The following is a 25,867-nucleotide window of genomic DNA, read 5'->3' on the forward strand; positions in this document are numbered from 1 at the left end:
CTTTTTGGTTGGAGAACCCATGCGAGCCATCATTCTTGCGGCAGGCCTCGGCTTGCGCCTGCAACAACCGCCCGAGGCACAGTTCCCGAAGTGCCTGCTGCGCTTCGACGACGTGTCGCTGCTCGAGCGCCATCTGCGCGTGCTCGATGCCGCGGGCGTCGACGAAATCGTGCTCGGGCTCGGCTTCCAGGCCGGGAAGGTCGAGCAGGAATTGAAGCGCCTCGGCCGCCAGGCCGAGATCGTGATCAACGAACGCTACGACCTCGGCAGCGTGCTGACCGTGCATACCGTCGCCGATGCAATGACGCGCGGCGGCGACGTGCTGCTGATGGACGCCGACGTGCTGTATGACGAGAACATCCTGCACGCGCTGGTGGCCGATGCCGACAAGGCGGTCGATCGCCTGTTGATCGACCGCGACTTCGAGGCCGGCGACGAACCCGTCAAGCTGTGCCTGAAGAACGGCGTGCCGGTCGAGCTGCGCAAGCAGCTCGCGGTCGACCTCGAATACGACACGATCGGCGAATCGGTCGGCTTCTTCCGCTTCACCGAAGGCACCGCGCGCCGCCTCGCGACGATCGTCGCGGGCTACGTCGACAGCGGCCGCGCGAACATGCCGCACGAGGAAGCCGTGCGCGACCTGCTGCTCGAAGGCGGTCATTCGTTCGACGTCGCCGACGTCACCGGCTCGCCGTGGATCGAGATCGACTTCCCGAACGACGTCGCCCGCGCCACCCAAGAAATCCTCCCCCTGATTCAACGCACCACCGCAGGAGTCGCACGATGAACGCACGCGAACCCAACTTCACCGAATCGCGCAGCGCCCGCCTGCGCCGCATGCTCGTCAGCAGCGACCTCGAATTCCTGATGGAAGCGCACAACGGCCTGTCCGCACGGATCGTCCGCGAGGCCGGCTTCAAGGGCATCTGGGCATCGGGCCTCGCGATCTCCGCGCAGTTCGGCGTGCGCGACAACAACGAAGCGAGCTGGACGCAGGTCGTCGACGTGCTCGAATTCATGGCCGACGCGAGCGACCTGCCGATCCTGCTCGACGGCGACACCGGCTACGGCAACTTCAACAACGTGCGCCGCCTCGTGAAGAAGCTCGAGCAGCGCGGCATCGCCGGCGTCTGTATCGAGGACAAGCAGTTCCCGAAGACCAACAGCTTCATCGGCGGCGAGCGCCAGCCGCTCGCGGAAATCGACGAGTTCTGCGGCAAGATCAAGGCCGGCAAGGATTCTCAGACCGATCCCGACTTCTCGATCGTCGCGCGTGTCGAAGCGCTGATCGCAGGCTGGGGGATGGACGAGGCACTGCGTCGCGCGAACGCGTACGCGGAAGCCGGCGCCGACGCGATCCTGATCCACAGCAAGCTGTCGCGCCCGGACGAGATCCTGCAGTTCGCGCGCGAATGGAGCGGCAAGGCGCCGCTCGTGATCGTGCCGACCAAGTACTACAGCACGCCGACCGACGTGTTCCGCCAGGCCGGCATCAGCACCGTGATCTGGGCGAACCACCTGATCCGCGCGTCGGCATCCGCGATGCAGGCGACCGCGCGCGAGATCCACGAGAGCGAAACGCTGATCAACGTCGAGGACCGCGTGGCATCGGTCAACGAGATCTTCCGCCTGCAGGATGCCGACGAATACTCGGCGGCCGAGCGCATCTACCTGTCGTCGTCGTCGCGCGCGTCGAACGCGGCGATCGTGCTCGCCGCGAGCCGCGGCAAGGGCCTCGAAGCCGTGACCGAAGACAAGCCGAAGGTCATGCTGCCGGTCGCCGGCAAGCCGCTGCTGCGCTGGCTCGTCGACGGCTTCAAGACGCACGGCGTGAACGACATCACCGTGGTCGGCGGCTATCGCGCCGACGCGATCGACACGTCGGGCATCAAGCTCGTGGTCAACGAACGCCATGCGCAGACGGGCGAACTCGCATCGCTCGCATGTGCGGCCGAACGCCTGACCGGCGACACCGTGATCTCGTACGGCGACCTGCTGTTCCGCAGCTACATCGTGCGCGACCTCGCGGAGAGCGAGGCCGAGTTCAGCGTGGTGGTCGATTCGTCGTTGACGGAAACCAACCAGAGCGTGCGCGATTTCGCGCTGTGCTCGGCGGCGGACGATCGCGGCCTGTTCGGCCAGAAGACCTACCTGCAACGTGTATCGAGCGACGTCGCCACGGGTACGCCGCACGGCCGCTGGATCGGCCTGCTGAACGTGCGCGGTGCCGGTGTCGAGCGCCTGAAGACGATGCTCGCGACGCTGCAGGCGCGCGACGATTTCGACACGCTCGACATCCCGTCGCTGCTCAACGAACTGATCGCCGCCGGCGAGAAGATCGAGGTGCAGTACGTGCACGGCCACTGGCGCGGTGTGAACGATCTCGAAGACTTCCGCCGCGCGGGCGACTTCGCGCACGGCCAGACGCCGCTGTCCGAACCGGGCACCGGCAACGGGGGCGCGCAATGATCGAAGCGGCACAGTTCGTCGAAGCCGCGCGCGAGCGCGGTTTCGACTGGTACGCGGGTGTGCCCTGCTCGTACCTGACGCCGTTCATCAATTACGTGCTGCAGGACCCGACGCTGAATTACGTGTCGGCCGCGAACGAAGGCGACGCGGTCGCGCTGATCGCGGGCGCGACGCTCGGCGGCAAGCGCGGCATCGCGATGATGCAGAACTCGGGGCTCGGCAACGCGGTGAGCCCGCTCACGTCGCTGACCTGGACGTTCCGCCTGCCGCAGCTGCTGATCGTCACGTGGCGCGGCCAGCCGGGCGTATCCGACGAGCCGCAGCACGCGCTGATGGGCCCGATCACGCCCGCGATGCTCGACACGATGGAGATCCCGTGGGAGACGTTCCCGACCGACCCCGAACAGGTCGGCCCGGCACTCGACCGCGCGATCGCGCATATGGACGCGACGGGCCGCCCGTACGCGCTCGTGATGCAGAAAGGCAGCGTCGCGCCGTATGAGCTGAAGGCGAACCCGGCAGCCAGGCCGCGCACGCATGTCGCCGCGCAATCGTCGTCGCGCGCCGCGTCGGCCGAAGCCTGGCCGACCCGCCAGGACGCGCTGCAGCGCGTGATCGCGCACACGCCGGTCGATTCGACCGTCGTGCTCGCATCGACCGGCTTCTGCGGCCGCGAACTCTACGCGATCGACGATCGCCCGAACCAGTTGTACATGGTCGGTTCGATGGGCTGCGTGACGCCGCTCGCGCTCGGCCTCGCGCTCGCGCGACCCGACCTGAAGGTCGTTGCGGTCGACGGCGACGGCGCCGCGCTGATGCGCATGGGCGCGTTCGCGACGCTCGGCACCTACGGCCCGGCGAACCTCACGCACGTGCTGCTCGACAACGGCGCGCACGAATCGACGGGCGGCCAGGCAACGGTGTCGCAGCACGTGTCGTTCGCGGGTGTCGCGGCGGCGTGCGGCTACGCGTCGGCGGTCGAAGGCGACACGCTCGACGTGCTCGACACGGCGCTGGCCGGGTCAAGCGACGGTGCGCAGTTCGTGCGCCTGGCGATCCGCACCGGCGTGCCCGACGGCCTGCCCCGCCCGACCGTCACGCCGGTCGAGGTCAAGACCCGTCTGATGCGGCACATCGGCGCCGCGCAGACCGAAGCCCACGTTGAAGGAGCCCATTGATGCTGCTGCTGAACCCCGGCCCGGTCACGCTCACCGAACGCGTACGCCGCAGCCTGCTGCAACCCGACCTGTGCCATCGCGAAAGCGAATTCTTCGATCTGCAGGACGAAGCTCGTGCGCGCCTCGTTGCCGCGTACGAGCTCGATCCGGCCGAATGGACCGCCGCGCTGATGACGGGTTCGGGCACGGCCGCCGTGGAAAGCATGATCGCGGCCCTCGTGCCGCAGGACGGCAAGCTGCTGGTGATCGAGAACGGCGTGTACGGCGAGCGGATCACGCAGATCGCGACGCAGTACGGGATCGCGCATGACGTGCTGAAGCATGAGTGGATGCAGGCGCCGGATCTCGCGCAGATCGCCGCACGGCTCGATGCGGGCGGGTACTCGCATGTCGCCGTGATTCATCACGAGACGACGACGGGCCGGCTGAACGATCTCGGTGCGATTGCCGGGGTGTGCCGTGCGCGTGGTGTGAAGATGCTCGTCGATGGCGTCAGCAGCTTCGGCGCGGAAGCGATCGACTTCGCCGGCGGCGACATCGACGCGGTTGCCGCCACCGCGAACAAGTGCCTGCACGGCGTGCCGGGCGCGGCGTTCGTGATCGTGCGCCGCAGCGCGCTCGCGAAGGCTGCAAGCCGCACTTACTACCTCGATCTCGGTCGCCTGGCAAAGCTGCAGGATCAGCGGAATACGCCGTTCACGCCTTCCGTGCACGCGTATTACGCGCTCGTCGAGGCGCTGCGCGAGTTTGATGAGGCTGGCGGCTGGCGCGCGCGTCATGCGCATTACAAGGCGCTCGCCGATCAGGCGCAGGCCGGACTGGCGGCGCGCGGGATGCCGCTCGTGCTGCCGGAAGGTGAATCGTCGGTCGTGCTGCGCGCGTATCGGCTGCCGCAGGGTGTGACGTACGAGACGTTGCATGACGGCTTGAAGGCGCGTGGTTTCGTGATCTACGCGGGGCAAGGCGGGCTGTCGAAGGAACTGTTCCGGATTTCGACGATGGGCGCGATTCAGGCGGCTGATGTCGATCGGTTGCTGGAAGGGTTTACGGCGCTGACGCGGTAAGTGTCGCTCGTACCTTCGTCCATGAAAGGCCCTTCTCGGAAGGGCCTTTTTTATTCTTTGCGGATTTTTCGGAAACTCTGGGTGGCTGAGTCCGCCACCACTCTCAGTCACTCGACATGATCGAGTCGTTCGTTGACAATCGGCTTTTACAAAATTGGCCGCGCTTGTTTAAAGCAAGCCAACGATATGTGCTTCAGTCGGTGCTGTCGACCACGATCGACGCCCGAATTACTCCGATCGCCACATGAATGCAAAAACAGCAGTGGGAGCAAGAATGCATATCCACGCATCGGCATCCGGCCGTCGTTGCGCAGCGCTCGGGGTCGCCATGGCGCTGACATTTTCGTGGTTCACCTCTGCACAGGCACAGAGTTGCGCACCTGACAGCGTGGCGCCCGAGTGCTTGCTGCAGCGTAGTCAAGACGAATTTCAGCAAGCGGATGACGAGTTGAACCGCACTTACCAAAAGGTTTTGAAGTCGATGTCTCGGCCGCGTGACGAGTACGTCAACTATCCGGCACTCAAGGTGAAATTCGTCGAGGCTCAGCGTCAATGGGTCCGTTTTCTCGATAAAGAGTGTGCCGCTTGGTATCTGATAAACGAGGCAGGCGCGGATCGTAATCTTGATCTACTGACTTGCGAAATCGACAGAACACGTGATCGGACGCGTGAATTGAACGCGTGGCTCAAGCAATTGAGCCATGATTAGCGCAGCGCCAGATGACGACGGCATCACCAGGTCGGCGGATATTAGAGAGAGGGTTTCGCTTAACGAACAAAAAAGCGCCGTCCGCGACGCCCCGAAAGCGATGCATCTGCCGTCGCCACCTCGTTGATTGGACAGGATCGTTAATTCGATGAGTTTTTTGCAAAATCGAGAACTTGTGGATGCCCTGACCTCGCTTCCGGAGCGGCAGCTGGTCGAAGTGATCACGTTGGCGTTGGAGGCACGCGAAGCCCAAGTGGGACGTCCGGAATGGCAGTCGGCCAAACTCGTGCTCGCGGAGGTTCACCGATTCAATGAGACGTCCGCGACGCCCTCGCCCTGGGCGCTTCTTGTCAGCTACTCCGCCGGGCATATCGGGCAGTTTCCGGTCAGGAGCGGCCGCCAATTTCCGCCTGTACTGCATCAAACCACCGCCAGTTTGAGCCATTCGACGCAGCTACGGAATGGGTCGCTCCATGACGATCAGCTCGCCGAGAAATCGCTGATTGGTCGTCCGTCTGATTTCCTCGAATCCCTCGCGCTGCCAAAATGCGAACGCACGCGGATTCGTTGAAACGACCGCGAGTTGCGCCCTGCGGAAGCCCCACTCACGCGCCATAGCATCGAGCAACGCCAACGCAGTCTTTCCGTAACCATGACGCTGGTACGCATCGGAAAATAACAGCAGTCCGATCCAGATGCAGTCGTCAGTTGGATATGCGCGAATCACGTCGGCACAGCCAACCATGTCTGGCCCGACGTAAAAGCCGAAGACTGATTTATCTCCCCCATCTTTGCCTGCAGGCTTGCCGTAGAAGAAATCATCAACATCTTCTTTGGAGGGTGACCGTCCTTCGACCAGTTGAGTATAAGAGGCAGCTTCGATAAAGACGCGCGATACGTTCGCGTAATCGTTATCCGAATCGCCGCTGAGTGCGCGGACTGTGACCATCAGGCGCTCTTTCGAAGTGTGAGGCGTAATTCTAAGTCGATTTACCCATGAACACACGCAGCGCAACATGGCGCTAGCGTCCGCTTCATGGGAAGTTGAGTGTCTCTTCCGGTCGGGTTCGGCCGACCGCATCAGGTGGCGGTCGGCCATTTTGAGATGCTCGACGCCGCCGATTAAACTGTTGGCAATCATCTTCCCAGACACGCACCGATCAGCATGAGCGCAATCAAACTGTTGAGACCTACGACCGCCTTGCTGCCGAGCTACGTTGCGGCGCTTGAGGCAGGATGGTCGCCCGACAACGTCCGTAAGGAGATCGCTGCGCGCGAACAATTGGACGCTATTGACGTAGATGCTGAGCGATTCGTGGACGGACTGGACGATCCAACTGCATCGGGCGGTCCGATTCCCTTACCCGATGGCTCGACTGTCGCGCGGCTCCCGAGCATTGTCCGCTGGATATGGGACGGTGATTTCAGCGGCGCAATCGGATTTCGTTGGCAGGCCGGAACTGCCGAATTGCCGTCGTACGTACTCGGACATATCGGCTTCTCGGTCGTGCCGTGGAAGAGGGGCAACGGCTACGCCACGCAGGCGCTCGATTTGATGCTGGGCGAAGCAAAGGGAAAAGGCCTGCCCTATGTCGAACTAACAGTTGATCCGGAGAATATCGCCTCGCAGAGGGTAATCGCTGCGTGCAATGGCGTATTGATCGAGCGCTTCAGAAAGCCGGCAGCCTACGGATTCGCCGAGACGCTCCGCTATCGCATTGAATTGAACGACTGAGCAAGCTGTCAGACCTTATTCGGCCGCTTTCTGCCGCTCGTCTGAGCCATGTAGTGATTCGTTGCATCGACGGTTTGAATCCGCCGTCGGTAAGCGACATCCTCGACATCCATGAAGAACCTCTTTCCATCATGACCGTGAGAATCCTCCATTTCGCCCCGTTGCTGGCGCTCGCCGCCTCCCCCATCGTTCACGCCGCCGACAGCCAGCCTTGCGACGACGACACTGTCACTGCCGTCGCCCGCTGGGCCGGCATCGCGAGCGCCCGCATCGCCACACGTGACGCGGACCGGCTCGTCGTCGCGGCGGCCTGCAAGGTCATGCCGAATGCGCCCGAAACGACGATCGCGGCCGTCGCGTTCGATTCGCTGCCGAAGAGCAAGAATCCCGACGATAGCGAAAAGCTGCAGGTCGTCGCGCTCGTCGAAGGGGGCAAGGTCGTGGCGGCCGAGCGTTCGGTGATTCAGGAGGACGCGGCGATACAGATCGGCGAGAACAGTTATCGCATCGATACTGCGCCGTACCGGCTGTCGCCCGATGTACGGGCATTCGGCGTCGTGTTCAGCAGCACCGCGCACGGACCGAGCTGCCCAGATGCCTACATGGAGAACGAACTGACACTGTGGATTCGCGAAGGCACCCGTATCCGCCCCGTGTTTGGTACCAATCTCAATGGCTGGGTCGCCACCACAGGCACCGCGTGCGGCCCCGATACCAGTGACCTGCGCAGCGAGTCCGCCCGCATGACGATTGCGGTCGAGAAGACGTCGCACAACGGCTTTGCGGACCTGTCGATTACGGCACACGTGATGAACGCGGAAAGCAACGACGATAAGCAACCGGACGCGGGAAAACGCACCGTGCGCACGGTCGTCAAATACGACGGCAAATCATACGGGAGCGATATGTACCGGGACTTCTGGTATTCGCCTGCCTCAAAGAAGCGGTTCAAATAACGGTAAGCGGGGCCGCAGTAACACCGCCCCACCCATCTACTCCACCACCTTCGCCCCGATCGCCTCGCCCGACGCCGGCCTGAGCCGCGCTTCCTCCCGCCCCCGTCGCATCTCGCGCGCCGTATACCGATCCTTCAGCCGCAGGAACGGTTTCTCGACAAGGAAATAACTGGCCGTCGCCGCCATCAGCGCCCACACGATCCCAAGCGGAAACGCATGCGCAACCGGCAGATCCGGATTCGCGAACGGCTGCTGCCACAGATAGAGGCTGAACGAGATCGTGCCGACGAACACGACAGGCTGCGCACGCAACCATCTCGCACACCAGAATTCGCTGTGGAAATTCAGCACGACGATCACGATCGCGATCAGCGCCGCCTCGAGCGTCACGCCGTACGTCGCGTTCCAGAAGCCACCGAACCGGTGTTCGGCGAGCGGGCCGCCGATCAGCACGACCACGATGATCGCCGTCACGATGCGCGTCCCGCCGCGCCACGAGCGAATCCACGCTTCGAGCCGTTCGCGGTTGAGCGACGCATAACAACCGATCAGGATCGGATCGACGCCCGTGTGAAGCATCATCCCGAGCTGCCCGCGCAGCGCGGGCGCCACGAAGTACGTGACCGCGCGCACGAGCGGCACGACCAGGATCAGCGCGGCCAGCCAGCGCGTTCCGCCGCGGCGCATGCCGTACACGAACAGCAGCGGCCAGAACCAGTAGAACTGTTCCTCGAGCGCGAGCGACCAGAAATGGCCGAGATACCACGCACCGTCGGGATGCAACGTGTTGTCGCCGGTCAGCCCGAACCACGCCGAGTAGTTCCACAGGTGCAGCGCCGCATACAGCCACTGCCGCCGGTCGACGTCGAACCAGCCGGCGAAAGCCACGATCGCGACCGCCGCGAGATAGACGTAGCAGGCCGGCCAGATCCGCAGCGCGCGACGCACGTAGAACGACGTCAGCGCGATGCCGCCCGTGCGCGCGAATTCGGCGCGCAACACGTTGGTGATCAGGAAGCCGCTGAGGACGAAGAAGATCAGCACGCCGAGCCGGCCGTCGGCGATCAGCCGCAACGGCGCGTACCAGCCTGTGTAGCCGCCGGGCAGCACGTGCTCGGCGTGTCCGACCACGACCATCGCCACCGCGACGGCGCGCAATCCGGTCAACTGCGTGACGCGATGGTTCATCGGCTGGTTTCCGTCGGCACGGTGGATGGGCAGCAGACCGGCGCCGCCCCCGCTTCGGCACGCCGATATGCCGCCGGGATTTTGTATGAAAAATATCCGAATGAAATTACTTCAAAAATCCCGCCCCCCCAATGCAAGCCGCCCCGGCTGGACGTCCGGGGCGGGCTGCGCAGCGCCGGCCGCCTGCTGCGGCGCAACGATCAACGGGACGCGGCAAGATCGCGGCGGCGCGTTCACCGGTCGACTTTCTTCTCCAGCAACCGGACGTTCTGCTGCGCGACCTGGAGATCCTGCAGCCGATCCACCAGTTCCGCGCAGCCCGTCTTGTCCATCTGGAACGGCGTGCCGCACATCGGGCAGCGGACCTCGCTGTTGCCGAGAAAATCCGCCAGCGACAACTTCACCCGCCCGCGCATGCAGACCGGGCACATGAAACCCGGTGCGTCGTTCAGCATCTTCTCGCTCGTCTTCATGACTCCCTCCTGGAGTGATCGCCACCTTCGCCGGTGGCCTGGGTGCCCGCGCCGCCGACCTGGGTATTCATGCCCAGCAGCGCCAGCAGGTTGCCGATACCGGCGGGGATGCCGGCCTGCCCGACCTCGACCTTCGCGCCGATGTTCGCCTCGAGAAACGGCGACACGTCCTCGCGCGTCTGGCCGCCGGCCTCGGGCCGGCCGCGTGCGAGCATGGCGCTCCAGCGATACTGGCGCGGCGCGGCATCGTCCGCATCGCCGGGCAGCAGCGGGATCGCGCACGACGCCTTCACGCGCTCGGCAAGCAGCAGGCGCACGCCGAAATCGAATGTCGCGGTCTTCACTTCGAGCAGCGGCAGCGGGATCAATGACAGCACCGGAACCTGCACGCGGCGCCATTCGGTCTTGTCCTTGCCGAGCACCTGTTCGTAGAAGAACGTGATCATCCGCAGTTCGCCGAAGTCGCTGTCGTCCAGCTCCCTCGGCTCGCAGCCGGTGGACGGCTTCCGCACGAAGCCGAACTCGCGGACGTACCGGACGAACTGGCGCGCGGCCATGAAGTCCGCCTCGATCACGGCCTCGATCGGTGCGGCGAACAGGTACTGCAGATCGACGACGGGGCTGATGGAATCGGTCATGGCATCACTCCGTGACAACCAGTTCGTCGCGCTCGCGGCCGCCTTCGCCGACGAGCACCCACTTGTAGTTGCGCAGCTTCGCGCGCAGCGTCAGCGTCTGCACGAATTCGGATGGAATACCCTGCAGCGCGGCCGGGTCCAGCGTCACCGCGAGCGACGGCACGCGCGCGGTCTCCGCCTGGATCCCGCGCTGCCGCTCGGCCGCCGCTTCGATCAGCCCGCGCAGTGCATCCCAGTTCGCGTCGACTGTCCCCTCGAACGACGTGTGTCCCGCATCCGCGCGCTCGTGCGCGTCGAACACGTCCGCCAGGCCGTCGTCCAGCGATGCGTGAAGCACGTCGAGCAGGCCCGCACGCAGCGCATCGCGCGTCGGCGGCGTGCCGCGCATGGCCCGCGTCAGTGCGTCGCCGAGCAACGCGTGCAGGTTGCCGCCCAGCTCGCGCACGACGCGGGACGAACGCAACGCGTCGATCCGGTCGTGCGCCGGGTCGGCGCCCCCACCGGCCGCACCGCGCGCGCCGCGCACGCGGCCGAGCGCGCCGGCGAGATCGCGCAGCAGCAGTGCGCCTGCCTCCGTCGCCAGGTCGGCGACGGCGACCTGCGACGGCAGCGCATCGGCCGCCAGCGTGTCCGTGTCGAGCCGCGATGCCCGTTCATCGCCATCGGCGCCCGGCGGCACCGCGAAGCGCAGCGTCACGTCCGCTTCGTCGAGCAGGCCGTTCGGCACCGGAAAATACTTGAGCAACGGATCCTCGCGATACTTCACGGCGAGGCGCTTCGAATACAGGTTCGCTTCGTGCTGCGCGCCCGCGAGACTGTCGAGGAACGCGGCGGCGATATCCCGCAGATTGGTCATCGGTGTTCTCCTCTAACCCGCGCCGGCAGGCCGGCGCGGGCGGGTTGTCACATCGGACGGATCAGGGCTTGGCCTGCAGCGTGAGGCTCGTCGACACGCCCGCGCCGTCGATCGTCGCGCTGACGGTCACGACCGACTTGCTGGTGTCGTCGAGCGCCTTGCAATCGATCTCGACCTTGCCGTTGGCGTCGGTCTTCGGCGGCGGATCGGCTTTCACGCTGTCGCCGTTCGCGGTGACCTCGAACCCCGCACCGCCGGCGTCGAACGCGAACTTCAGCTCGACACCCACTGCCGGCGTGCCGTCCGGTTTAAGCGCGGTCAGCACGTCCTTGCCGGAGTCTCCCTTGGCAATCGAGAGCGTCGCCTGCGCGCTCTTGAGTGACGGCGCCGACGGCGGCGGCAGCCGGTGCAGCACGCGCACCGGCACGACAACCGACTTCGCATCGACCTTGCCGCTGTCCGGCGCGGGGATCGACGCGGACACCGTCAGGTCGATCGCCTGCGCGTCGACCTCGCCTTCCGCCCAGAACAGGACGGACAACGAACCGTCGCCGTCGGTCTTGAACGACGTGACCTTGCCGGCTGCATCGAACGGGATGGTCGAACCGAACGGCGCGCGGCTCATCCGGAACTTGTCCGCGAGCGCGGGATCGATCTGGAACGTGACTTCCGTATTGCCGGCGAACAGCCCGCTCGAATTCTGCAGGCGCACCTGCAGCATCTGCTGCTGTGACGGATCGCCCGACATCACGGTCGACAGCGCCGGACTGACCTGCATGTCACCGTTGCGGCTCGCGCCGGTCGCGGCGCTCGACAGGATGTTGAGCACGGTCGCGAGCCCGGCCGGCACGCCGGCCTGCGACGCATGCACGAACACGTCCTGCGTGTACTCGACCGAATAGCGCGAGTCCTGCGTCGCCTTCGAATCCTTCTTGCTCGAATAGCTGGCCTTCATCTGCGCCGACAGGCTGAACGGCCCCCAGCCGATCTTGCCCTGCGCCGAGAGTTCGCCCGCGATCGCTTCGGACTTCGACTCTTCCGACGTCGACGACGCCGCCGCGTTGATGTTCGCCTTGAACTGGATCGTCACTTCGTCGACCAGGATCAGCGGCACCGGCACGATCGTCAGCAGCGGCACGATCAGCTTCACCATCTGCCCGTCCTTCTGGTACAGGAAGGTGACGTTGACGGCCTGCTTCACGCCGTCGGTGTCGGTCGTGAGGCCGACCTTGTCGATGAACTCGTAGGTGGATTTCGCGGCCATCGCCTGCGCGGTGATCGCGGCCTGCAACGGGCCGCCGATCAGGGCGCTGTAGTCGATCCCGTTCAACAGACTCCGGGCGGACTCGGCCGCCGAATTGTCAACTGGCATGATTGATCTCCTGTGATTTCGGTTCCGCACGCGCCGCCGTGCTGTCTCGCCGGCGCGTGCGGTACGTCATGCGGCCGCCGGCCCTCGGCGGGCGGCGGCCGGGCCGGCGGTTACGGGCGCGGCGGCGGGCGCAGGCGGAAACGCATGCGGTTTGCGGAAAGCTCCGCATCCACGCTGTAGCGCCGCCAGATCGCGAAACCGGTCAGCAACGCGAACGTGCTGACGGTCGTGACCACCACGCCGCCGTAGATCGCGGCGTTCGGCACGGGACGAAACGGCCAGGTGAACAGCGCGGTGTCCCCTTCCGCGTGATCGTCGGCGGCCCGAGGTTCGAGCAGCTTCGTCCACTCCTTGACCTGCTGTGCGTCGGTGACGTCGACCAGGATCTCCCCGGCGAATCGATTGACGAGTTGCGCCACTTCGACCTGTGTGGCGCGATCGTCCTTCCAGACAATCACATTTTCGCTTTCCATTTTTCACTCCTTTTCATTAAGAAAACCGGGTGAATTCGCCCTCGGAATATCGCGCATTCTCCCGTCCGCGGGCGAATGCAACGCAATATCCGCCCGCCATTCAAATTGCGCCGAATGCGAATGCTGCTCAATACCTCCGATTGCGTAGTGAAAAGCGAATCGCCGGAATCACAATTCGCGGCCGATTTTCATCAGGCGGGCAAGTTCGTGAATGGACAATTTGTGCATGATGTTTTCACGATGCTTGCTGACCGTGCGCGGGCTGACATCGAGCAACCTTGCGATTTCCTTGCTCGCGAGACCGGCACCGATCAGGCGCAGCACATCCCGCTCACGCGGCCCGAGCGCGGCGATCTTCGCAAGGAGAGAGGTCGTCCGCGAGCGGCGGCGCATGTTCGACCGCATACGCGACGAGTTGCGCGGTGCCCGTCAGCCCGAGCTTGCGCACGATGTTCGAGCGATGCTTGCGCACCGTCATCGGCGCGGCCCCCAATGCCTCGGCAATTTCCGTACAGCGCATCCCCCGCGCGATCAACGACACGATCTCGCGCTCCTTCCTCGTCAGAGAATCGCTAACCATTCACAATCCCCGGAATTATTTTGATTTCTCGTTGATTCGCAACGCATGGCCAGTGTCATGAGTGCATTTCATGCGTGGCACGCGCATGAAACACAACGACATATTGAATCGGAATGCGTGAATGATGCGATGCGTTTTTTTACGGATTTTTCAATGCCGATCGACAGGAACGACAGCCGTGCGGCATGCCGGAACCGAAGCGCGCCATTTCGGCGAGTTGGGCATAATGGCGTACTGCTTTCGGCACCGGTTGCCCGGCACCCCACCGACCTTTCAATCAGGAAACGTCATGTACCCACCGATCGAACCCTACGCCCACGGCCATCTCGACACCGGCGACGGCCACCGCATCTACTGGGAGCGCTGCGGCAACCCCGCCGGCAAGCCCGCCGTGTTCCTGCACGGCGGCCCCGGCGCCGGCTGCAGCGCCGACCATCGCCGCCTGTTCGATCCGGAGCGCTACGACATCCTGCTGTTCGACCAGCGCGGCTGCGGACGTTCGACGCCGCATGCGAGCCTCGAGAACAACACGACGTGGCATCTGGTTGCCGACATCGAGCGCCTGCGCGAGATGGTCGGCGCGGAAAAGTGGCTCGTGTTCGGCGGCTCGTGGGGCAGCACGCTGTCGATCGCGTATGCGGAAACGCACCCGGAGCGCGTGAGCGCGCTGGTCGTGCGCGGCATCTTCACGATACGCCGCACGGAAGTGCTGTGGTACTACCAGGAAGGCGCGTCGTGGCTGTTCCCCGACCTGTGGGAAGCCTTCCTTGCACCGATTCCCGAAGCCGAGCGCGGCGACCTGATCGCCGCCTACCATCGCCGGCTGACCGGCAACGACGAAGCCGCGAAGCTCGAAGCGGCGCGCGCGTGGAGCATCTGGGAAGGCCGCACGATCACGCTGCTGCCCGACCCCGCACTCGCGGCGCACTTCGCGGACGGCCACTACGCACTCGCGTTCGCGCGGATCGAGAATCATTACTTCGTGAACCAGGGTTTCGTCGAGGAAGGCCAGCTGCTGCGTGACGCGCATCGCCTCGCCGGCATTCCGGGCGTGATCGTGCAGGGCCGCTATGACGTCGCGACGCCTGCTCGCACCGCATGGGAGCTGTCGAAGGCCTGGCCGGATGCGACGTTCGAGATCGTGCCCGGCGCCGGGCATGCGTACAACGAACCGGGGATCCTGGAGGCGCTGATCGCGGCCACGGACCGGTTCGCGAACTAAGGCGCGCCATCGGGCAACGCCGCGCGCGCGCCGATTGATCCGCGTCGAGCCTCCAACCATTGCGCGGGCCAGATGTCTGCCGGCCGGGAAGTTGGAGGCCGTTCCGTCATCGCGAGTCGCTGCGGTTTGCCGGATGGCACGCACACCGGCCACTCTTTCCACTTCGAAGGCTGATTCATGGCATTGACCCCGACCGAACCCCGTTCCGAGCGTCTCGACCGCCCTGCGGTCAAGTCGCTTGCCGTCCGCGTGAACGGCTTGCGCATTCACACGAAAGTGGCCGGAGCCGGCCGGGCCGTCGTGCTGCTGCACGGCTGGCCGCAAACGTCGCATGCGTGGCGAAAGCTCGTGCCGTTGCTTTCGCCTCACTGCATGGTCATCGCCCCCGACCTGCGCGGATTCGGGCACTCCAGCAAGCCCGCGGCAGGCTATGACAAGAAGACCGTCGCAGGCGACATCGCCGCGTTGCTGCATGCGCTGCAGATCGAAAAGGCCTGCATCGTCGGACACGACATGGGCGGCCAGGTGGGCTACGCGTTCGCGGCGCTGTATCCGCAACTCACGGAGCGGTTCGTGTTCATCGAGAGCGGCTTGCCGGGCTTCGGCCAGGAAAAGGCGATGAACGTGGCCACGGGCGGCAGCTGGCACTTCGGCTTCAATATGGCGGGGGACATTTCGGAAGAGCTGGTCCGCGGCCGTGAAGCACTGTTCGTGCGTCACTTCATCCGGCGCGACACGGTAGGCACCGTCGATCCCGAGTCCATCACCGAAGCGGACATCGACGTCTACGCGACCGCGCTCACGCAGCCCGGCGCCCTTCGTGCGAGCTTCAGCTACTACCGCACCCTGTTCGTTGATCTCGACGACAACAAGACGTTCGGCGCGAAGAAACTCGACATGCCTGTCCTCGCCATCGGATGCGAATTCGGGTACGGAGAAGGATCGAAGGCCACCATGGCGCAGGTCGCATCCGACGTGCACGGGATCGTGCTGCGCGACTCCGGCCACTATCCCGCCGAAGAGCAGCCGGAACAGCTTGCGTCCGTCCTTCTCGACTTTCTCGCGCGATGATGTCCGCCGGTTGCCGACGATCGCCGCAAGCCGCCGGGATGTGCCGTCAGCAGCTTGATCCTGCCCTGGGGTTCACAGCGCGGTTTCGACGATCGCCCTGCCGCTGATCGCCCGCTCGACCAACTGCTCGTCGCCGACCTTGCGGATCGCGTCGTCGAGCAGCCCCTCCGGCGCTTCGGTCGCCACCTTCAGCAAGCCCGACAGGCCGCGCGCGTCGAGCACCACCAGCGTCTCCATCGAATCCGCACGGCTCACGAGCACGCGGCGCCACGCCGGCCCCGCGCCGAAGCTCGCACAAAGCGCAATCGTCTCGCTGCCGAGCGTGTAGTCGAAGGTCTTGATCATGATCCGCCGCCGTTGCAAGGGAATGGCGATGCGCGTCGGTGCGGCGCCGTGACGTCGACGCACCCGCGCGTGCCGCCGGCGTCCGAATCAAGCCAGATCCGTTCGCCGGCATGGCCATGCTAGGCGTGCAGTATTAACGAAGACTTAAACCGCAATGCGCGCGGGCACGCGGCATCGCGCGACATTACGGCGTGTCGAGCGGCTCCACCGTCACACCGACCTTCAGCTCCTGATCCGCACCGCCGCCGCGGATCACTCCGCGCAACGGCGTCACGTCCGCGTAGTCGCGGCCGATCGACAGCATCACGTAGTCGTCGCCCGGCGCGCGATCGTTGGTCGGATCGAGCTGCAGCCAGCCGTTGTCCTCGGGCCATGCCGGGTCGTACACCTCGACCCACGCATGCGACGCATCGGCGCCGATCAGCCGCGGCTGCCCGGGGGGCGGCTGCGTCAGCAGGTAGCCGCTCACGTAACGCGCGGCCAGCCCGAGCGAGCGCAGCCCGCCGATCATCACGTGCGCGAAATCCTGGCACACGCCCTTGCGCAAGCGCAGCGCATCGAGCGCCGACGTCGTGATGTCGGTGCTGTTCGGCGTATAGGCGAAATCGGCATGCACGCGCCGCATCAGGTCCCAGGCAGCCTGCACGAGCGGCCGTTGCGGCGTGAAGCTCGCGGCCGCATACGCGGCGAGTTCGGCATCACACGCGACATGCGGCGACGTGAACACGAATTCGCTCGCGGCATCGTAAGGCTGCCCTGCGCGAAACCGCAGGCGGTCGCGCACGGCTTCCCACGCAGTCGCCTGTTTCGCGTCGGGATGCGCGATGGCGGGCGGCGGCGCGCCGCGCGCACCGCGCGACCACACGGGCGGCGTCACGCGTACCGTGCTGCGGCTGCGCACGAGCAGCGCGTCATGTGGCAGGTTCAACGCGAACGATGCGCGCGCGTTGCCGAATGCATCGATCTCGGTACAGACCGATTCCGGCTCGGGATCGATGTCGAGCGCGAACGACAGCACTTGCTGGCGCGGCGTCTCGAGCGGTTGCAGCCGTGCCTGGTGCTGCGCCGATTCGACGCGCGCCGCGTAACGGTATTCGGTGTCGTGCGTGACGCGCAGCAAGCGGCCCGGCGCGACGTCGGCGGTCGCTGCTTTCGCGGCCGATGCCGATGCCGATGCGTTCCGTGCATCGCCGGAACCCGGCGGGACCTTCCCCGCGCCTTTCGTCGTCACCATAACGTCCTGCCCGCCTCGCGTACGTGGCTGAAATATCGCTCGCCGATCCGGTTCGACAGTTCCCAGACCGCCTTCGCCGTCGTGTCGAGCGCTTCGAGCAGCGCGCCGTGCCGGCCACCGTCGGTGGTTTCGCACAGCTCGTGCAGCGACCACGCGGGCACGTCCGGAATCGTCTCGGCCAGTTCGGACAGCGCATAACCTTCGCTGCGCTCGACCTTCGTCAGCCGGCCCCGCAGCGCCTGCACGACCCAGCCGAGCGAGCGCGGATTGTCGGTATCGAGCACGACGAGCGACAGCAGCGGCGCGACATCGAAGCCGCGCTGGAAACGCGAACGGAACGTGATCGTGCTGTCGAACAGCTCCAGCACGAGCTCGAAGCCGTCCTGCCGGTGCACCGCGCCTTCGTCGAACGCGCACTTCAGCACGCTGCACAGGAAGTCCAGCCGGTCGATCTGCCGGCCGATCGACAGCAGCCGCCAGCCGTCGTCGCGCGTCATGTTGTCGGTCTGCGCGCCCGTGATCGCGCCGAGCAGCAGGCCGAGGCGCTCCAGCAACTGCAGCGCGTCGTTGCCGATCTGTTCCTCGGCTTCCGGCTGGCCCGCGCTGTCCGCGAACAGCTGGGTCGCGTCGTCGATCAGGCGCCACTGGTCGCTCGACAGGCGTTCGCGGATCGCGGCAGCCGCGCCACGCATCCCGAACAGGCACGACGCAATGCCCGACGTGCGATCCGCGCCGCGCGTGAGCGACGTCGCGAGCGCGTGCTGGAACGCACGCGGCGCATCGACGGCGTTCGGTGCATCGGCCGCGATCAGGCCCGTGTCGCGGCACAGCGTGTCGAGCAGCTCCAGGTGCGCGGGGCTGTCGACGTCGTCCTCGCCGCGCAGCCGTTCGAGCGCCGCGCGCGCGAGCCGCATCAGGTTGGTCGCGCGCTCGGTGTAACGGCCGAGCCAGAACAGGTTCTCGGCCGCGCGGCTCGCGATCGCGCGCGGCCGTTCGACGAGGTCGTCGGGGCCGAGATGCGTCTGCAGCAGCGTCGTCGAATCGACGATGCCTTCGGTCATCACCCATGTATCGACGGTGCTGCCGCCGCGCGGCATCGGCGCATTGAACAGCGTGTCGCGCGTGCCGACCCGTGACAGCCCGCCCGGCAGGAGCCGCCAGCGCTGCGCACCGTCGGCGAGCGCGAAGACACGCAGCAGCACCGGCTTCGGCACGATGCGCGCGCCGCCGTGGCCGTCGGGCGCGTCCTGACGCGGCCAGGTCGGCGCCTGCGACAGCGGCAGGTCGGCCTGCACCGTGTAGTGTTCGGGCCGCGCGAGAATCCGCGCGCGCCATTCGGCCAGCTGCGCCTGCGTGAGCCGCGCGCCGATCACCGGCTCGAGCGGGCCGCCGGGCTGCACGTCGGGTGGATAGGATGCCTTCACGATACTGCGCGCGAGTTGCGGCAACGCGTCGTCGCAGGCCGCCGCCTCGCCGCACCACCACGAATGCACGGCCGGCAGCGTCAGCGTTTCGCCGAGCAGCCCTTCCGCGAGACGCGGCATGAAGCCGAGCATCGCCGGCGATTCGAGGAAGCCCGAGCCCGGCGCGTTCGCGAGCAGCACGTTGCCCGCGCGCACGGCCTGCAGCAGCCCCGGCACGCCGAGCATCGAATCGGGCCGCAGTTCGAGCGGATCGAGCCACGCGTCGTCGACACGCCGCAGGATGCCGTGCACAGGTTCGAGGCCGCTCAGCGTCTTCAGGAACACGCGGTTGTCGCGCGCGGTCAGGTCGCCGCCTTCGACGAGCGTGAGGCCGAGATAGCGCGCGAGATACGCGTGCTCGAAATACGTCGCGCTGTGCGGCCCCGGCGTCAGCAGCACGATCCGCGAGTTCTTGCGGGCCGGGCTGAGCGCCTGCATGCTCTGCAGCAGCGCGCGATACGCGGACGCGAGCCGCTGCACGCGCAGCCCGCGAAATCCGCGCGGAAAGAGCCGCGACACGATCAGCCGGTTTTCGAGCAGGTAACCGAGGCCGGCCGCGCCCTGCGTGTGCTGCGCGACGATCCGCCACTGCCCGTCCGGGCCACGCGCGAGATCGAACGCGACCACGTGCAGCCAGGTGTCGCCCGGCACGCTCGCGCCGCGCATCGCGCGCAGGTAGCCGGGGTGCCCGGTGACGAGCGCGGGCGGCAGCAGCCCGCGCTCGAGGATCGTCTGCGGCCCGTACAGGTCGGCCAGCGTCGCGTTGAGCAGCCGCACGCGCTGGAGCACGCCGCGCTCGATCGCGACCCAGTCCTCGGGCGTGACGATCAGCGGCAGCAGGTCGAGCGACCACGGGCCGGCCGCGCCGTCGCCGGCGCGCTGCTCGTGCAGCTGGTAGAACAGGCCGTTCTCGCGCATGCGCCGGTGCAGCGCGTCGGCGCGGCGATCGAGATCGGCCACGCCGTCGCTGCCGATCGATGTGAAGAAACTGCGCCACGCGGGCGCGAGCGCAGGCGCGTTCAGGCCGGCCGCGCTGCCGCGCAGTTCGTCGTAGCGGCCGGCGGCCGCCGGCGCCGCGAGCGCGGCGGCCAGTTCCGCGGCATCCGGCTGCGCGCCGGTATCGAAAAGCGTGGGCATCGCGTCGAGGGCGGCGAGATGGTCGATGTTTATGGGCGGCACGGTGTCGTTCCGTCGTCAGGGCGCGGCCGCGCACGCGCGCCGCCGCGCCGGCGGCGATACGCGGCGTGCGGCCGCAATCTGCCCGCATCCTAGCACTCCGGCGGGACCGCCATCACCCCATTCGCCAGGAGACCGCCCACCGCGCATCGTCGTCCGCCTCGTCATCGTCCGGTCACGGCCGCCGCAGGTCGAGCGTGAACGGGAATTCACGGCTCGGCGCGGCGGGCGCGACCTCCATCCGCCCCGGCGTATGCCCCATCTCGACGAAGCGTGCGAGCCGGCGGCTCTCCGCTTCGTAGGCATTGACCGGGAACGTCGCGTAGTTGCGCCCGCCCGGATGCGCGACGTGGTAGCGGCAGCCGCCGAGCGAGCGCTGCAGCCACGTATCGACGATGTCGAACGTGAGCGGCGCGTGCACGCCGATGGTCGGATGCAGCGCGGACGGCGGCGACCACGCCTTGTAGCGCACCCCCGCGACATATTCGCCGACGGTGCCGGTCGGCTGCAGCGGCAACGCGCGGCCGTTGACGGTCACGACGTGGCGGTTGTCGTTCAGCCCCGTCACGCGCACTTCGAGCCGTTCGACCGACGAATCGACGTAGCGCACCGTGCCGCCGGGCGCGCCCTCCTCGCCCATCACGTGCCACGGTTCCAGCGCCCCGCGCAGCGACAGCTGCATGCCGTTCACCGCGATCTGGCCGAACAGCGGGAAGCGGAATTCGAAGTGCGGCGCGAACCACGCCGGATCGAACGCGAAACCGGCGTCGCGCAGCTCGGCCAGCACGTCGTCGAAATCCATCTGAAGAAACTCGGGCAGCATGAAGCGGTCGTGCAGCGCGGTGCCCCAGCGCGTGAGCGGCGTCGTGTACGGCGCGGCCCAGAAACGCGCGACCAGCGCGCGCAGCAGCAGTTGCTGCACGATGCTCATCCGTGCATGCGGCGGCATCTCGAACGCACGCAGTTCGAGCAGGCCGAGCCGGCCGGTCGACGAGTCGGGCGAATACAGCTTGTCGATACAGAATTCGCTGCGGTGCGTGTTGCCCGTCACGTCGATCAGCAGGTTGCGCAGCACGCGGTCGACCAGCCACGGCGGCATGTCCTGCCCGAACAGCAGCTTGTTGCGCTGGATCTCGGCGAACGCGATGTCGAGCTCGTAGAGCTGGTCGTTGCGCGCCTCGTCGACGCGCGGTGCCTGGCTCGTCGGCCCGATGAACAGCCCGGAGAACAGGTAGGACAGCGACGGATGGTTGTGCCAGTACGCGATCAGGCTCGCGAGCAGGTCCGGGCGGCGCAGGAACGGGCTGTCGGCCGGCGTCGCGCCGCCCAGCACGAAGTGGTTGCCGCCGCCGGTGCCGACGTGGCGGCCGTCGACCATGAATTTCTCGCTGCACAGCCGCGACTGCCATGCGGCGTCGTACAGGAATTCGGTGTGGTCGACGAGCTCGTCGAAGTTGGCGGCCGGATGGATGTTCACCTCGATCACGCCGGGATCGGGCGTCACCTGCAGCAGCTTCAGCCGCGCGTCGCGCGGCGGCGGATAGCCTTCCAGCACGAGCTTCACGCCCAGCGCGTGCGCGGTCAGCTCGATCGCGCCGAGCAGGTCGAGATAATCCTCGAGCGCGGCAAGCGGCGGCATGAACAGGTACAGGATGCCGTTGCGCACTTCGACGCACAGCGCGGTGCGCGTGATCCACGCGGCCGATTCGAAGCGCTCGGGAACGCGACCCGGGTCGCGCGCGGCAGGCCGACCGTTCCCGGCCGGGCCGTCGTTACGCCACTGCATCACGGTCTGCGCGGACGCCTCGCGATGCACGCCTGACAGGTAGCGCGGCGCATCGGCCGGGCCCGCGTAGCGCGCACGGATCGCGGCGGCTTCCGGCAGCGCGTCGCGCGGCGCGAACGGATCGCGCTCGACGAGATACGGATAGTCGGCACGGCTGGCCCACGGCAGCGAATCGAGCGGCAGCCGATAACCCATCGGCGAATCGCCGGGCACGAGGTACATCCGCTCGTCGCGGAAGAACCACGGCCCCGTCTGCCAGCGCGGCCCGTCGAGGCCCGGCGCAGTGTCCACGCGCTTGACCGGCAGCACGTAGCCGACCACGCTGTCGAGCTGCTGCTCGAACACCTTGCGCAGCCGCGCGCGTTCGAGTTCGTCGTCGAGGCGCGAGTCGAACGGGTCGACGTTGACCGGCAGCCGGCGCTCGCGCCACAGGTAGTACCAGACGTCTTCGTAGCCGGGCCGGATGAATTCGCCGGTCAGGTTCAGCCGCGCGGCCAGCGCATCGATGAAGCGCTTCGCGTCGTCGGTCGTATACGCGGACGGCTCGCGCTCGTCGGCGAACAGCGACGGGTCGTGCCACACGGGCTGGCCGTCGGCACGCCAGAAGATCGACAGCGCCCAGCGCGGCAGCTGCTCGCCCGGATACCACTTGCCCTGCCCGAAATGCAGGAAGCCGCCGTCGCCGTACTCGGCGCGCAGCCGCTGCACGAGTTCGGTCGCGTAGCCGCGCTTGGTCGGGCCGAGCGCGTCGGTGTTCCACTCGGCACCGTCGCGATCGTCGATCGACACGAAGGTCGGCTCGCCGCCCTGCGTGAGCCGCACGTCGCCGGCCGCGAGTGCGCCGTCGACCTGCGAACCGAGCGTCAGCACGGCGTCCCATTGCGAATCCGTATACGGCTTCGTCACGCGCGGCGATTCGTACACGCGCGTCACGGTCATCTCGTGCTCGAACGACACCTCGCACTCGTCGATCAGCCCCTCGACCGGCGCGGCGCTCGTCGGCTGCGGCGTGCAGGCCAGCGGAATGTGGCCCTCGCCCGCGAGCAGGCCCGAAGTCGGGTCGAAGCCGATCCAGCCGGCGCCCGGCAGGTACACCTCGCACCATGCGTGGAGGTCGGTGAAGTCGACCGACGTGCCGCTCGGGCCGTCGAGCGACTTCACGTCGGGCGTGAGCTGGATCAGGTAGCCCGACACGAAACGCGCGGCGATGCCGAGATGGCGGCACAGCTGCACGAGCAGCCACGCGCTGTCGCGGCACGAGCCGGACGCCAGCTCGAGCGTCTGCTCGGGCGTCTGCACGCCCGGCTCCATCCGCACGAGATAGCCGATGTCGCGCTGCAGTTGCTGGTTCAGCGCGACGAGGAAGTTCACGGTGCCGGCCGGCGTGCGATCGACGCCGTCGACGTACGCGCGGAACAGCGGCGCCGCGCTCGTCTGCGGGTCGCACACGAGATACGGCGCGAGCTCGGTCTTCAGCGCATCGTCATAGCTGAACGGGTATTGCTCCGCGCTCGCCTCCAGAAAGAAGTCGAACGGGTTGTACACCGACATCTCGGCGACGAGATCGATCGTGATTTCGAAGTGCTCGGTGCGCTCCGGAAACACGAGCCGCGCGAGATAGTTCGAGAACGGGTCCTGCTGCCAGTTGATGAAGTGCTGCGCGGGCTCGACCGTCATCGAATACGCGAGGATCGGCGTCCGGCAGTGCGGCGCGGGCCGCAGCCGCACGACCTGCGGGCCGAGGTTGACGAGCCGGTCGTAGCGATAGCGGGTGGTGTGATGCAGCGCGACGTGGATGGACATGGGAGCTCGGTTCGGGTTGGGCCGGCCGCGCGCCGCGTCGCGTTGAACGCGACGCGGCGGCCCGGCCTGGCGGATTCGGCGAAAACGCGCGTCGGGTCAGACGAGCTCGGGTGTCTGCACGACGCTGATCTCGACGCCGACGGTCGTCGCGCCGAGCCCCGTCACCGGCTGCGCGTCGCGATAGTCGAGGCCGACCGCGATGCGCACGTAGCGCTCGTCCGGGCAGCGATTCATGAACGGATCGAACCCGACCCAGCCGAGCCCTTCGACATAGGCCTCGGCCCACGCATGGCCGGCCGGCTGCTGCATCAGCCCGGCCGCTTGCGGCTGCACACCGAGCGCCGGCTGCGGCAGCCCCTGCGATTGCGCGGCGTGCGACGCGCCGAGCACCTGCTGCATGCCCTCGCCGCTCTGCAGCGCGAGCGCTTCTTCCTGCTCGTCGTCACCCACGTTCTGTTTCGCGTCGGCGATGCGCTGCATCGCGCTGTCCGCGAGCACGTAGCCCGAGATATAGCGGGCGGGAATCTTCAGCACGCGCGCGGCCGCGATGAACGCATGCGCATGGTCGCGGCTCGTGCCCTCGCCGCTTTGCAGCGCGGTTTCCGCGTCGACGGGCGCGTCGGCGGCCAGGTTCGGCGCATACGCGATGCGGTCGTGCACTTCCGTCATCAGCCAGTGCAATGCGTCGAGGCCGCGCGGGTCGATGGGCAGCGCGTCCGTGAGCTCGCGCACGGTGTCGCCGGCCTTCGTGAGCGCGGTCTCGCGTTCGAAGATCCACGGCGGCGCATAGCCCTCAGGATTACCGAGAATGCCGGCGCGGTCCTGCGTCTCGACGACGCCGGCCGCGATGACGACGATCTCGGCCTTCGCGCCGCGCTCGTGCCGCACGAGGTCGATGCGGTTGCCGAGCCCGTCGGCGTACGACAGCGACGGCTCGACGCCGTCGATCGTGACCTGCCACGCGCGCACCGTCTGCCCGGGGCCTGATTGCGGGCGCAGCCGCAGCCGTTGCAGCGCATGGGTGGCTTGATCGTCGAACTGATAACGCGAGATGTGTCGAATGGCGAGTCGCATGGCAAGTCTCAGTCGAAGTTGTAGGCCTGGGCGATTTCGATCCCGAGGCTGTTGTTGCGGCCGATGAAGTCGGTCAGGAATTCGTGCAGGCCGCTCTTGAAGATCCGCTCGACCGACGTATCGGACAGCATCTGCAGGATCTTCGTGGCCGTGTCGTGACACGGGTGTGTCACGCCGTAATCCTTTGCGAGCAGGTTCAGGCTCGACACGACGCGCCCGTAGCAATAGCGCAGCGAGCGCGGCATGCGGCCGTTCAGGATCAGGTAGTCGGCGATGTTCATCGGCTTGTACTGCACGTCGTACACCCAGCGGTACGAACGATGCGCGGCAACGCAGCGCAGGATCGTCTCCCACTGGTAGTTGTCGAGGATCGTGCCGACGTGCGACACCGACGGCAGCAGCAGGTGGTATTTCACGTCGATGATCCGCGCGGTGTTGTCGGCGCGCTCGACGAACGCGCCGATCTGCGCGAAATCGAAGATCTCGTTGCGCAGCATCGTGCTGTAGAAGCTGCCGAGGATCAGCGCGGTTTCGCGCTTCACCTGGTCGAGCACGGCCGGCAGCTCGCTTTCCGGCACCGGCTGCGCGAGCGCGCGGCGCAGCGCGAGCCAAGCGCCGTTCACGCTCTCCCACGCCTCGCGCGTGAGCGCCGTGCGCACCATCCGCGCATTCGAGCGCGCGGCCTCGATGCACGACAGCACGCTCGACGGGTTGTCGCGGTCGCGCAGCAGGTAGTCGGTCACGGTATCGGCCGCATACGCGTCGTATTTCTGCCGGTAACCTTCATCCGTGCCCGAGCTGACGAGCACCGACGACCATTCGGCCGGCGCGTCGGACGTGCGCGTGAGCGCCATCCGCAGCCCGGCATCGACGATGCGCGCGATATTCTCCGCGCGCTCGATATAGCGGTACATCCAGTAGAGACCGCTTGCAGTACGTCCCAGAAGCATCTCGTGTCCACTCCGTCTTCGTTCGGTTCGCGCGCCGGCTCCGGCGCGCGCG

General features: G+C 66.7%; 24 protein-coding genes. 9 read left to right on the top strand and 15 right to left on the bottom strand.

What is annotated here, in order from left to right:
* Window positions 1-19 precede the first annotated feature (19 nt).
* The 5 genes from E9536_RS01765 (at window position 20) to E9536_RS01785 (ending at window position 5,420) form a co-directional block, all read left to right on the top strand.
* The gene (locus E9536_RS01765; protein ID WP_027791322.1) at window positions 20-787 is read left to right on the top strand and encodes a phosphocholine cytidylyltransferase family protein; all 768 of its coding nucleotides are present in this window, start codon (window positions 20-22) and stop codon (window positions 785-787) included.
* Window positions 784-2,469: a phosphoenolpyruvate mutase gene (gene aepX, locus E9536_RS01770; RefSeq protein ID WP_060315171.1), complete on the top strand. Its 1,686-nt coding sequence runs from the start codon at window positions 784-786 to the stop codon at window positions 2,467-2,469. The genes E9536_RS01765 and aepX overlap by 4 nt, the downstream gene beginning before the upstream one ends.
* Complete coding sequence (gene aepY, locus E9536_RS01775) at window positions 2,466-3,647, top strand: phosphonopyruvate decarboxylase (protein ID WP_136469168.1); 1,182 nt, start codon at window positions 2,466-2,468, stop codon at window positions 3,645-3,647. The genes aepX and aepY overlap by 4 nt, the downstream gene beginning before the upstream one ends.
* On the top strand, window positions 3,647-4,711 hold the full coding sequence (locus E9536_RS01780) for a 2-aminoethylphosphonate aminotransferase (RefSeq protein ID WP_027791320.1): 1,065 nt from the start codon (window positions 3,647-3,649) through the stop codon (window positions 4,709-4,711). The genes aepY and E9536_RS01780 overlap by 1 nt, the downstream gene beginning before the upstream one ends.
* Before the next feature lie 244 nt (window positions 4,712-4,955).
* A complete protein-coding gene (locus E9536_RS01785) occupies window positions 4,956-5,420 on the top strand; it encodes a lysozyme inhibitor LprI family protein (RefSeq protein ID WP_247873403.1) in 465 nt (154 codons plus the stop codon).
* 454 nt (window positions 5,421-5,874) lie between these two features.
* On the opposite strand, the gene E9536_RS01790 is transcribed toward E9536_RS01785, so the two are convergent.
* Window positions 5,875-6,369 carry a GNAT family N-acetyltransferase gene (locus E9536_RS01790; RefSeq protein ID WP_168799487.1) on the bottom strand — a complete coding sequence of 165 codons (495 nt, stop codon included), beginning with the start codon at window positions 6,367-6,369 and terminating at the stop codon, window positions 5,875-5,877.
* 216 nt (window positions 6,370-6,585) lie between these two features.
* Between E9536_RS01790 and E9536_RS01795 the strand changes: the two genes are divergently transcribed.
* The gene (locus E9536_RS01795) at window positions 6,586-7,155 is read left to right on the top strand and encodes a GNAT family N-acetyltransferase (RefSeq protein WP_136469170.1); all 570 of its coding nucleotides are present in this window, start codon (window positions 6,586-6,588) and stop codon (window positions 7,153-7,155) included.
* 131 nt (window positions 7,156-7,286) lie between these two features.
* Window positions 7,287-8,111, top strand: coding sequence for a multidrug ABC transporter ATPase (locus E9536_RS01800; protein WP_186468174.1), 825 nt, complete (start codon window positions 7,287-7,289; stop codon window positions 8,109-8,111).
* A gap of 36 nt (window positions 8,112-8,147) precedes the next feature.
* On the opposite strand, the gene E9536_RS01805 is transcribed toward E9536_RS01800, so the two are convergent.
* From E9536_RS01805 to E9536_RS01840, 8 genes are all read right to left on the bottom strand, one after another.
* Window positions 8,148-9,299, bottom strand: coding sequence for an acyltransferase (locus E9536_RS01805; protein ID WP_124838321.1), 1,152 nt, complete (start codon window positions 9,297-9,299; stop codon window positions 8,148-8,150).
* A gap of 233 nt (window positions 9,300-9,532) precedes the next feature.
* Complete coding sequence (locus E9536_RS01810; RefSeq protein WP_136469171.1) at window positions 9,533-9,772, bottom strand: hypothetical protein; 240 nt, start codon at window positions 9,770-9,772, stop codon at window positions 9,533-9,535.
* Window positions 9,769-10,410 carry a DUF2589 domain-containing protein gene (locus E9536_RS01815; RefSeq protein WP_059696478.1) on the bottom strand — a complete coding sequence of 214 codons (642 nt, stop codon included), beginning with the start codon at window positions 10,408-10,410 and terminating at the stop codon, window positions 9,769-9,771. Before E9536_RS01815 ends, E9536_RS01810 begins: the two co-directional genes overlap by 4 nt.
* A gap of 4 nt (window positions 10,411-10,414) precedes the next feature.
* Window positions 10,415-11,266: a hypothetical protein gene (locus E9536_RS01820; protein WP_136469172.1), complete on the bottom strand. Its 852-nt coding sequence runs from the start codon at window positions 11,264-11,266 to the stop codon at window positions 10,415-10,417.
* A gap of 61 nt (window positions 11,267-11,327) precedes the next feature.
* Window positions 11,328-12,638, bottom strand: coding sequence for a DUF2589 domain-containing protein (locus tag E9536_RS01825; RefSeq protein WP_136469173.1), 1,311 nt, complete (start codon window positions 12,636-12,638; stop codon window positions 11,328-11,330).
* A gap of 110 nt (window positions 12,639-12,748) precedes the next feature.
* Complete coding sequence (locus E9536_RS01830) at window positions 12,749-13,111, bottom strand: hypothetical protein (RefSeq protein ID WP_059696483.1); 363 nt, start codon at window positions 13,109-13,111, stop codon at window positions 12,749-12,751.
* 168 nt (window positions 13,112-13,279) lie between these two features.
* Entirely contained in the window at window positions 13,280-13,435 is a 156-nt protein-coding gene (locus E9536_RS01835) for a LuxR C-terminal-related transcriptional regulator (protein WP_230942755.1), read from the bottom strand.
* A 7-nt stretch (window positions 13,436-13,442) separates the two neighbouring features.
* The gene (locus E9536_RS01840; protein ID WP_059696484.1) at window positions 13,443-13,691 is read right to left on the bottom strand and encodes a helix-turn-helix transcriptional regulator; all 249 of its coding nucleotides are present in this window, start codon (window positions 13,689-13,691) and stop codon (window positions 13,443-13,445) included.
* 289 nt (window positions 13,692-13,980) lie between these two features.
* On the opposite strand from E9536_RS01840, the gene pip reads away from it, so the two are divergent.
* A complete protein-coding gene (gene pip / locus E9536_RS01845) occupies window positions 13,981-14,913 on the top strand; it encodes a prolyl aminopeptidase (protein WP_136469174.1) in 933 nt (310 codons plus the stop codon).
* Between the two features lie 183 nt (window positions 14,914-15,096).
* A complete protein-coding gene (locus E9536_RS01850) occupies window positions 15,097-15,984 on the top strand; it encodes an alpha/beta hydrolase (RefSeq protein WP_060315302.1) in 888 nt (295 codons plus the stop codon).
* 72 nt (window positions 15,985-16,056) lie between these two features.
* Here the strand turns inward: E9536_RS01850 and E9536_RS01855 are convergent, their stop codons facing one another.
* From E9536_RS01855 to E9536_RS01880, 6 genes are all read right to left on the bottom strand, one after another.
* Entirely contained in the window at window positions 16,057-16,329 is a 273-nt protein-coding gene (locus tag E9536_RS01855) for a hypothetical protein (protein WP_027791308.1), read from the bottom strand.
* Window positions 16,330-16,513: 184 nt separating this feature from the next.
* Entirely contained in the window at window positions 16,514-17,563 is a 1,050-nt protein-coding gene (locus E9536_RS01860; RefSeq protein ID WP_136469175.1) for a transglutaminase family protein, read from the bottom strand.
* Entirely contained in the window at window positions 17,557-20,163 is a 2,607-nt protein-coding gene (locus E9536_RS01865) for a circularly permuted type 2 ATP-grasp protein (RefSeq protein ID WP_136469404.1), read from the bottom strand. The genes E9536_RS01860 and E9536_RS01865 overlap by 7 nt, the downstream gene beginning before the upstream one ends.
* A gap of 214 nt (window positions 20,164-20,377) precedes the next feature.
* Window positions 20,378-23,791, bottom strand: coding sequence for a transglutaminase family protein (locus E9536_RS01870; RefSeq protein WP_136469176.1), 3,414 nt, complete (start codon window positions 23,789-23,791; stop codon window positions 20,378-20,380).
* A gap of 96 nt (window positions 23,792-23,887) precedes the next feature.
* Window positions 23,888-24,865, bottom strand: a complete 978-nt coding sequence (locus E9536_RS01875) for a transglutaminase family protein (RefSeq protein WP_060171225.1) — start codon at window positions 24,863-24,865, stop codon at window positions 23,888-23,890.
* Between the two features lie 8 nt (window positions 24,866-24,873).
* Window positions 24,874-25,815 carry an alpha-E domain-containing protein gene (locus tag E9536_RS01880; RefSeq protein ID WP_021162096.1) on the bottom strand — a complete coding sequence of 314 codons (942 nt, stop codon included), beginning with the start codon at window positions 25,813-25,815 and terminating at the stop codon, window positions 24,874-24,876.
* Between the last annotated feature and the right edge of the window lie 52 nt (window positions 25,816-25,867).

Origin of the sequence: Burkholderia sp. LS-044, from assembly GCF_004803625.1 — a bacterium.
GTDB classification, from domain to species: Bacteria; Pseudomonadota; Gammaproteobacteria; order Burkholderiales; family Burkholderiaceae; genus Burkholderia; species Burkholderia cepacia.

Bases quoted from the DNA above. Each gene is read 5' to 3' on its own strand.
- E9536_RS01830 (WP_059696483.1), bottom strand. From the start codon at position 13,111: ATGGAAAGCGAAAATGTGATTGTCTGGAAGGACGATCGCGCCACACAG.
- E9536_RS01875 (WP_060171225.1), bottom strand. From the start codon at position 24,865: ATGCGACTCGCCATTCGACACATCTCGCGTTATCAGTTCGACGATCAA.
- E9536_RS01805 (WP_124838321.1), bottom strand. From the start codon at position 9,299: ATGAACCATCGCGTCACGCAGTTGACCGGATTGCGCGCCGTCGCGGTG.
- E9536_RS01810 (WP_136469171.1), bottom strand. From the start codon at position 9,772: ATGAAGACGAGCGAGAAGATGCTGAACGACGCACCGGGTTTCATGTGC.
- E9536_RS01840 (WP_059696484.1), bottom strand. From the start codon at position 13,691: ATGGTTAGCGATTCTCTGACGAGGAAGGAGCGCGAGATCGTGTCGTTG.
- E9536_RS01880 (WP_021162096.1), bottom strand. From the start codon at position 25,815: ATGCTTCTGGGACGTACTGCAAGCGGTCTCTACTGGATGTACCGCTAT.
- E9536_RS01780 (WP_027791320.1), top strand. From the start codon at position 3,647: ATGCTGCTGCTGAACCCCGGCCCGGTCACGCTCACCGAACGCGTACGC.
- E9536_RS01855 (WP_027791308.1), bottom strand. From the start codon at position 16,329: ATGATCAAGACCTTCGACTACACGCTCGGCAGCGAGACGATTGCGCTT.
- E9536_RS01870 (WP_136469176.1), bottom strand. From the start codon at position 23,791: ATGTCCATCCACGTCGCGCTGCATCACACCACCCGCTATCGCTACGAC.
- aepY (WP_136469168.1), top strand. From the start codon at position 2,466: ATGATCGAAGCGGCACAGTTCGTCGAAGCCGCGCGCGAGCGCGGTTTC.
- aepX (WP_060315171.1), top strand. From the start codon at position 784: ATGAACGCACGCGAACCCAACTTCACCGAATCGCGCAGCGCCCGCCTG.
- E9536_RS01800 (WP_186468174.1), top strand. From the start codon at position 7,287: ATGACCGTGAGAATCCTCCATTTCGCCCCGTTGCTGGCGCTCGCCGCC.
- E9536_RS01790 (WP_168799487.1), bottom strand. From the start codon at position 6,369: ATGGTCACAGTCCGCGCACTCAGCGGCGATTCGGATAACGATTACGCG.
- E9536_RS01865 (WP_136469404.1), bottom strand. From the start codon at position 20,163: ATGCCCACGCTTTTCGATACCGGCGCGCAGCCGGATGCCGCGGAACTG.
- E9536_RS01795 (WP_136469170.1), top strand. From the start codon at position 6,586: ATGAGCGCAATCAAACTGTTGAGACCTACGACCGCCTTGCTGCCGAGC.
- E9536_RS01785 (WP_247873403.1), top strand. From the start codon at position 4,956: ATGAATGCAAAAACAGCAGTGGGAGCAAGAATGCATATCCACGCATCG.
- E9536_RS01860 (WP_136469175.1), bottom strand. From the start codon at position 17,563: ATGGTGACGACGAAAGGCGCGGGGAAGGTCCCGCCGGGTTCCGGCGAT.
- E9536_RS01820 (WP_136469172.1), bottom strand. From the start codon at position 11,266: ATGACCAATCTGCGGGATATCGCCGCCGCGTTCCTCGACAGTCTCGCG.
- E9536_RS01815 (WP_059696478.1), bottom strand. From the start codon at position 10,410: ATGACCGATTCCATCAGCCCCGTCGTCGATCTGCAGTACCTGTTCGCC.
- E9536_RS01825 (WP_136469173.1), bottom strand. From the start codon at position 12,638: ATGCCAGTTGACAATTCGGCGGCCGAGTCCGCCCGGAGTCTGTTGAAC.
- E9536_RS01765 (WP_027791322.1), top strand. From the start codon at position 20: ATGCGAGCCATCATTCTTGCGGCAGGCCTCGGCTTGCGCCTGCAACAA.
- pip (WP_136469174.1), top strand. From the start codon at position 13,981: ATGTACCCACCGATCGAACCCTACGCCCACGGCCATCTCGACACCGGC.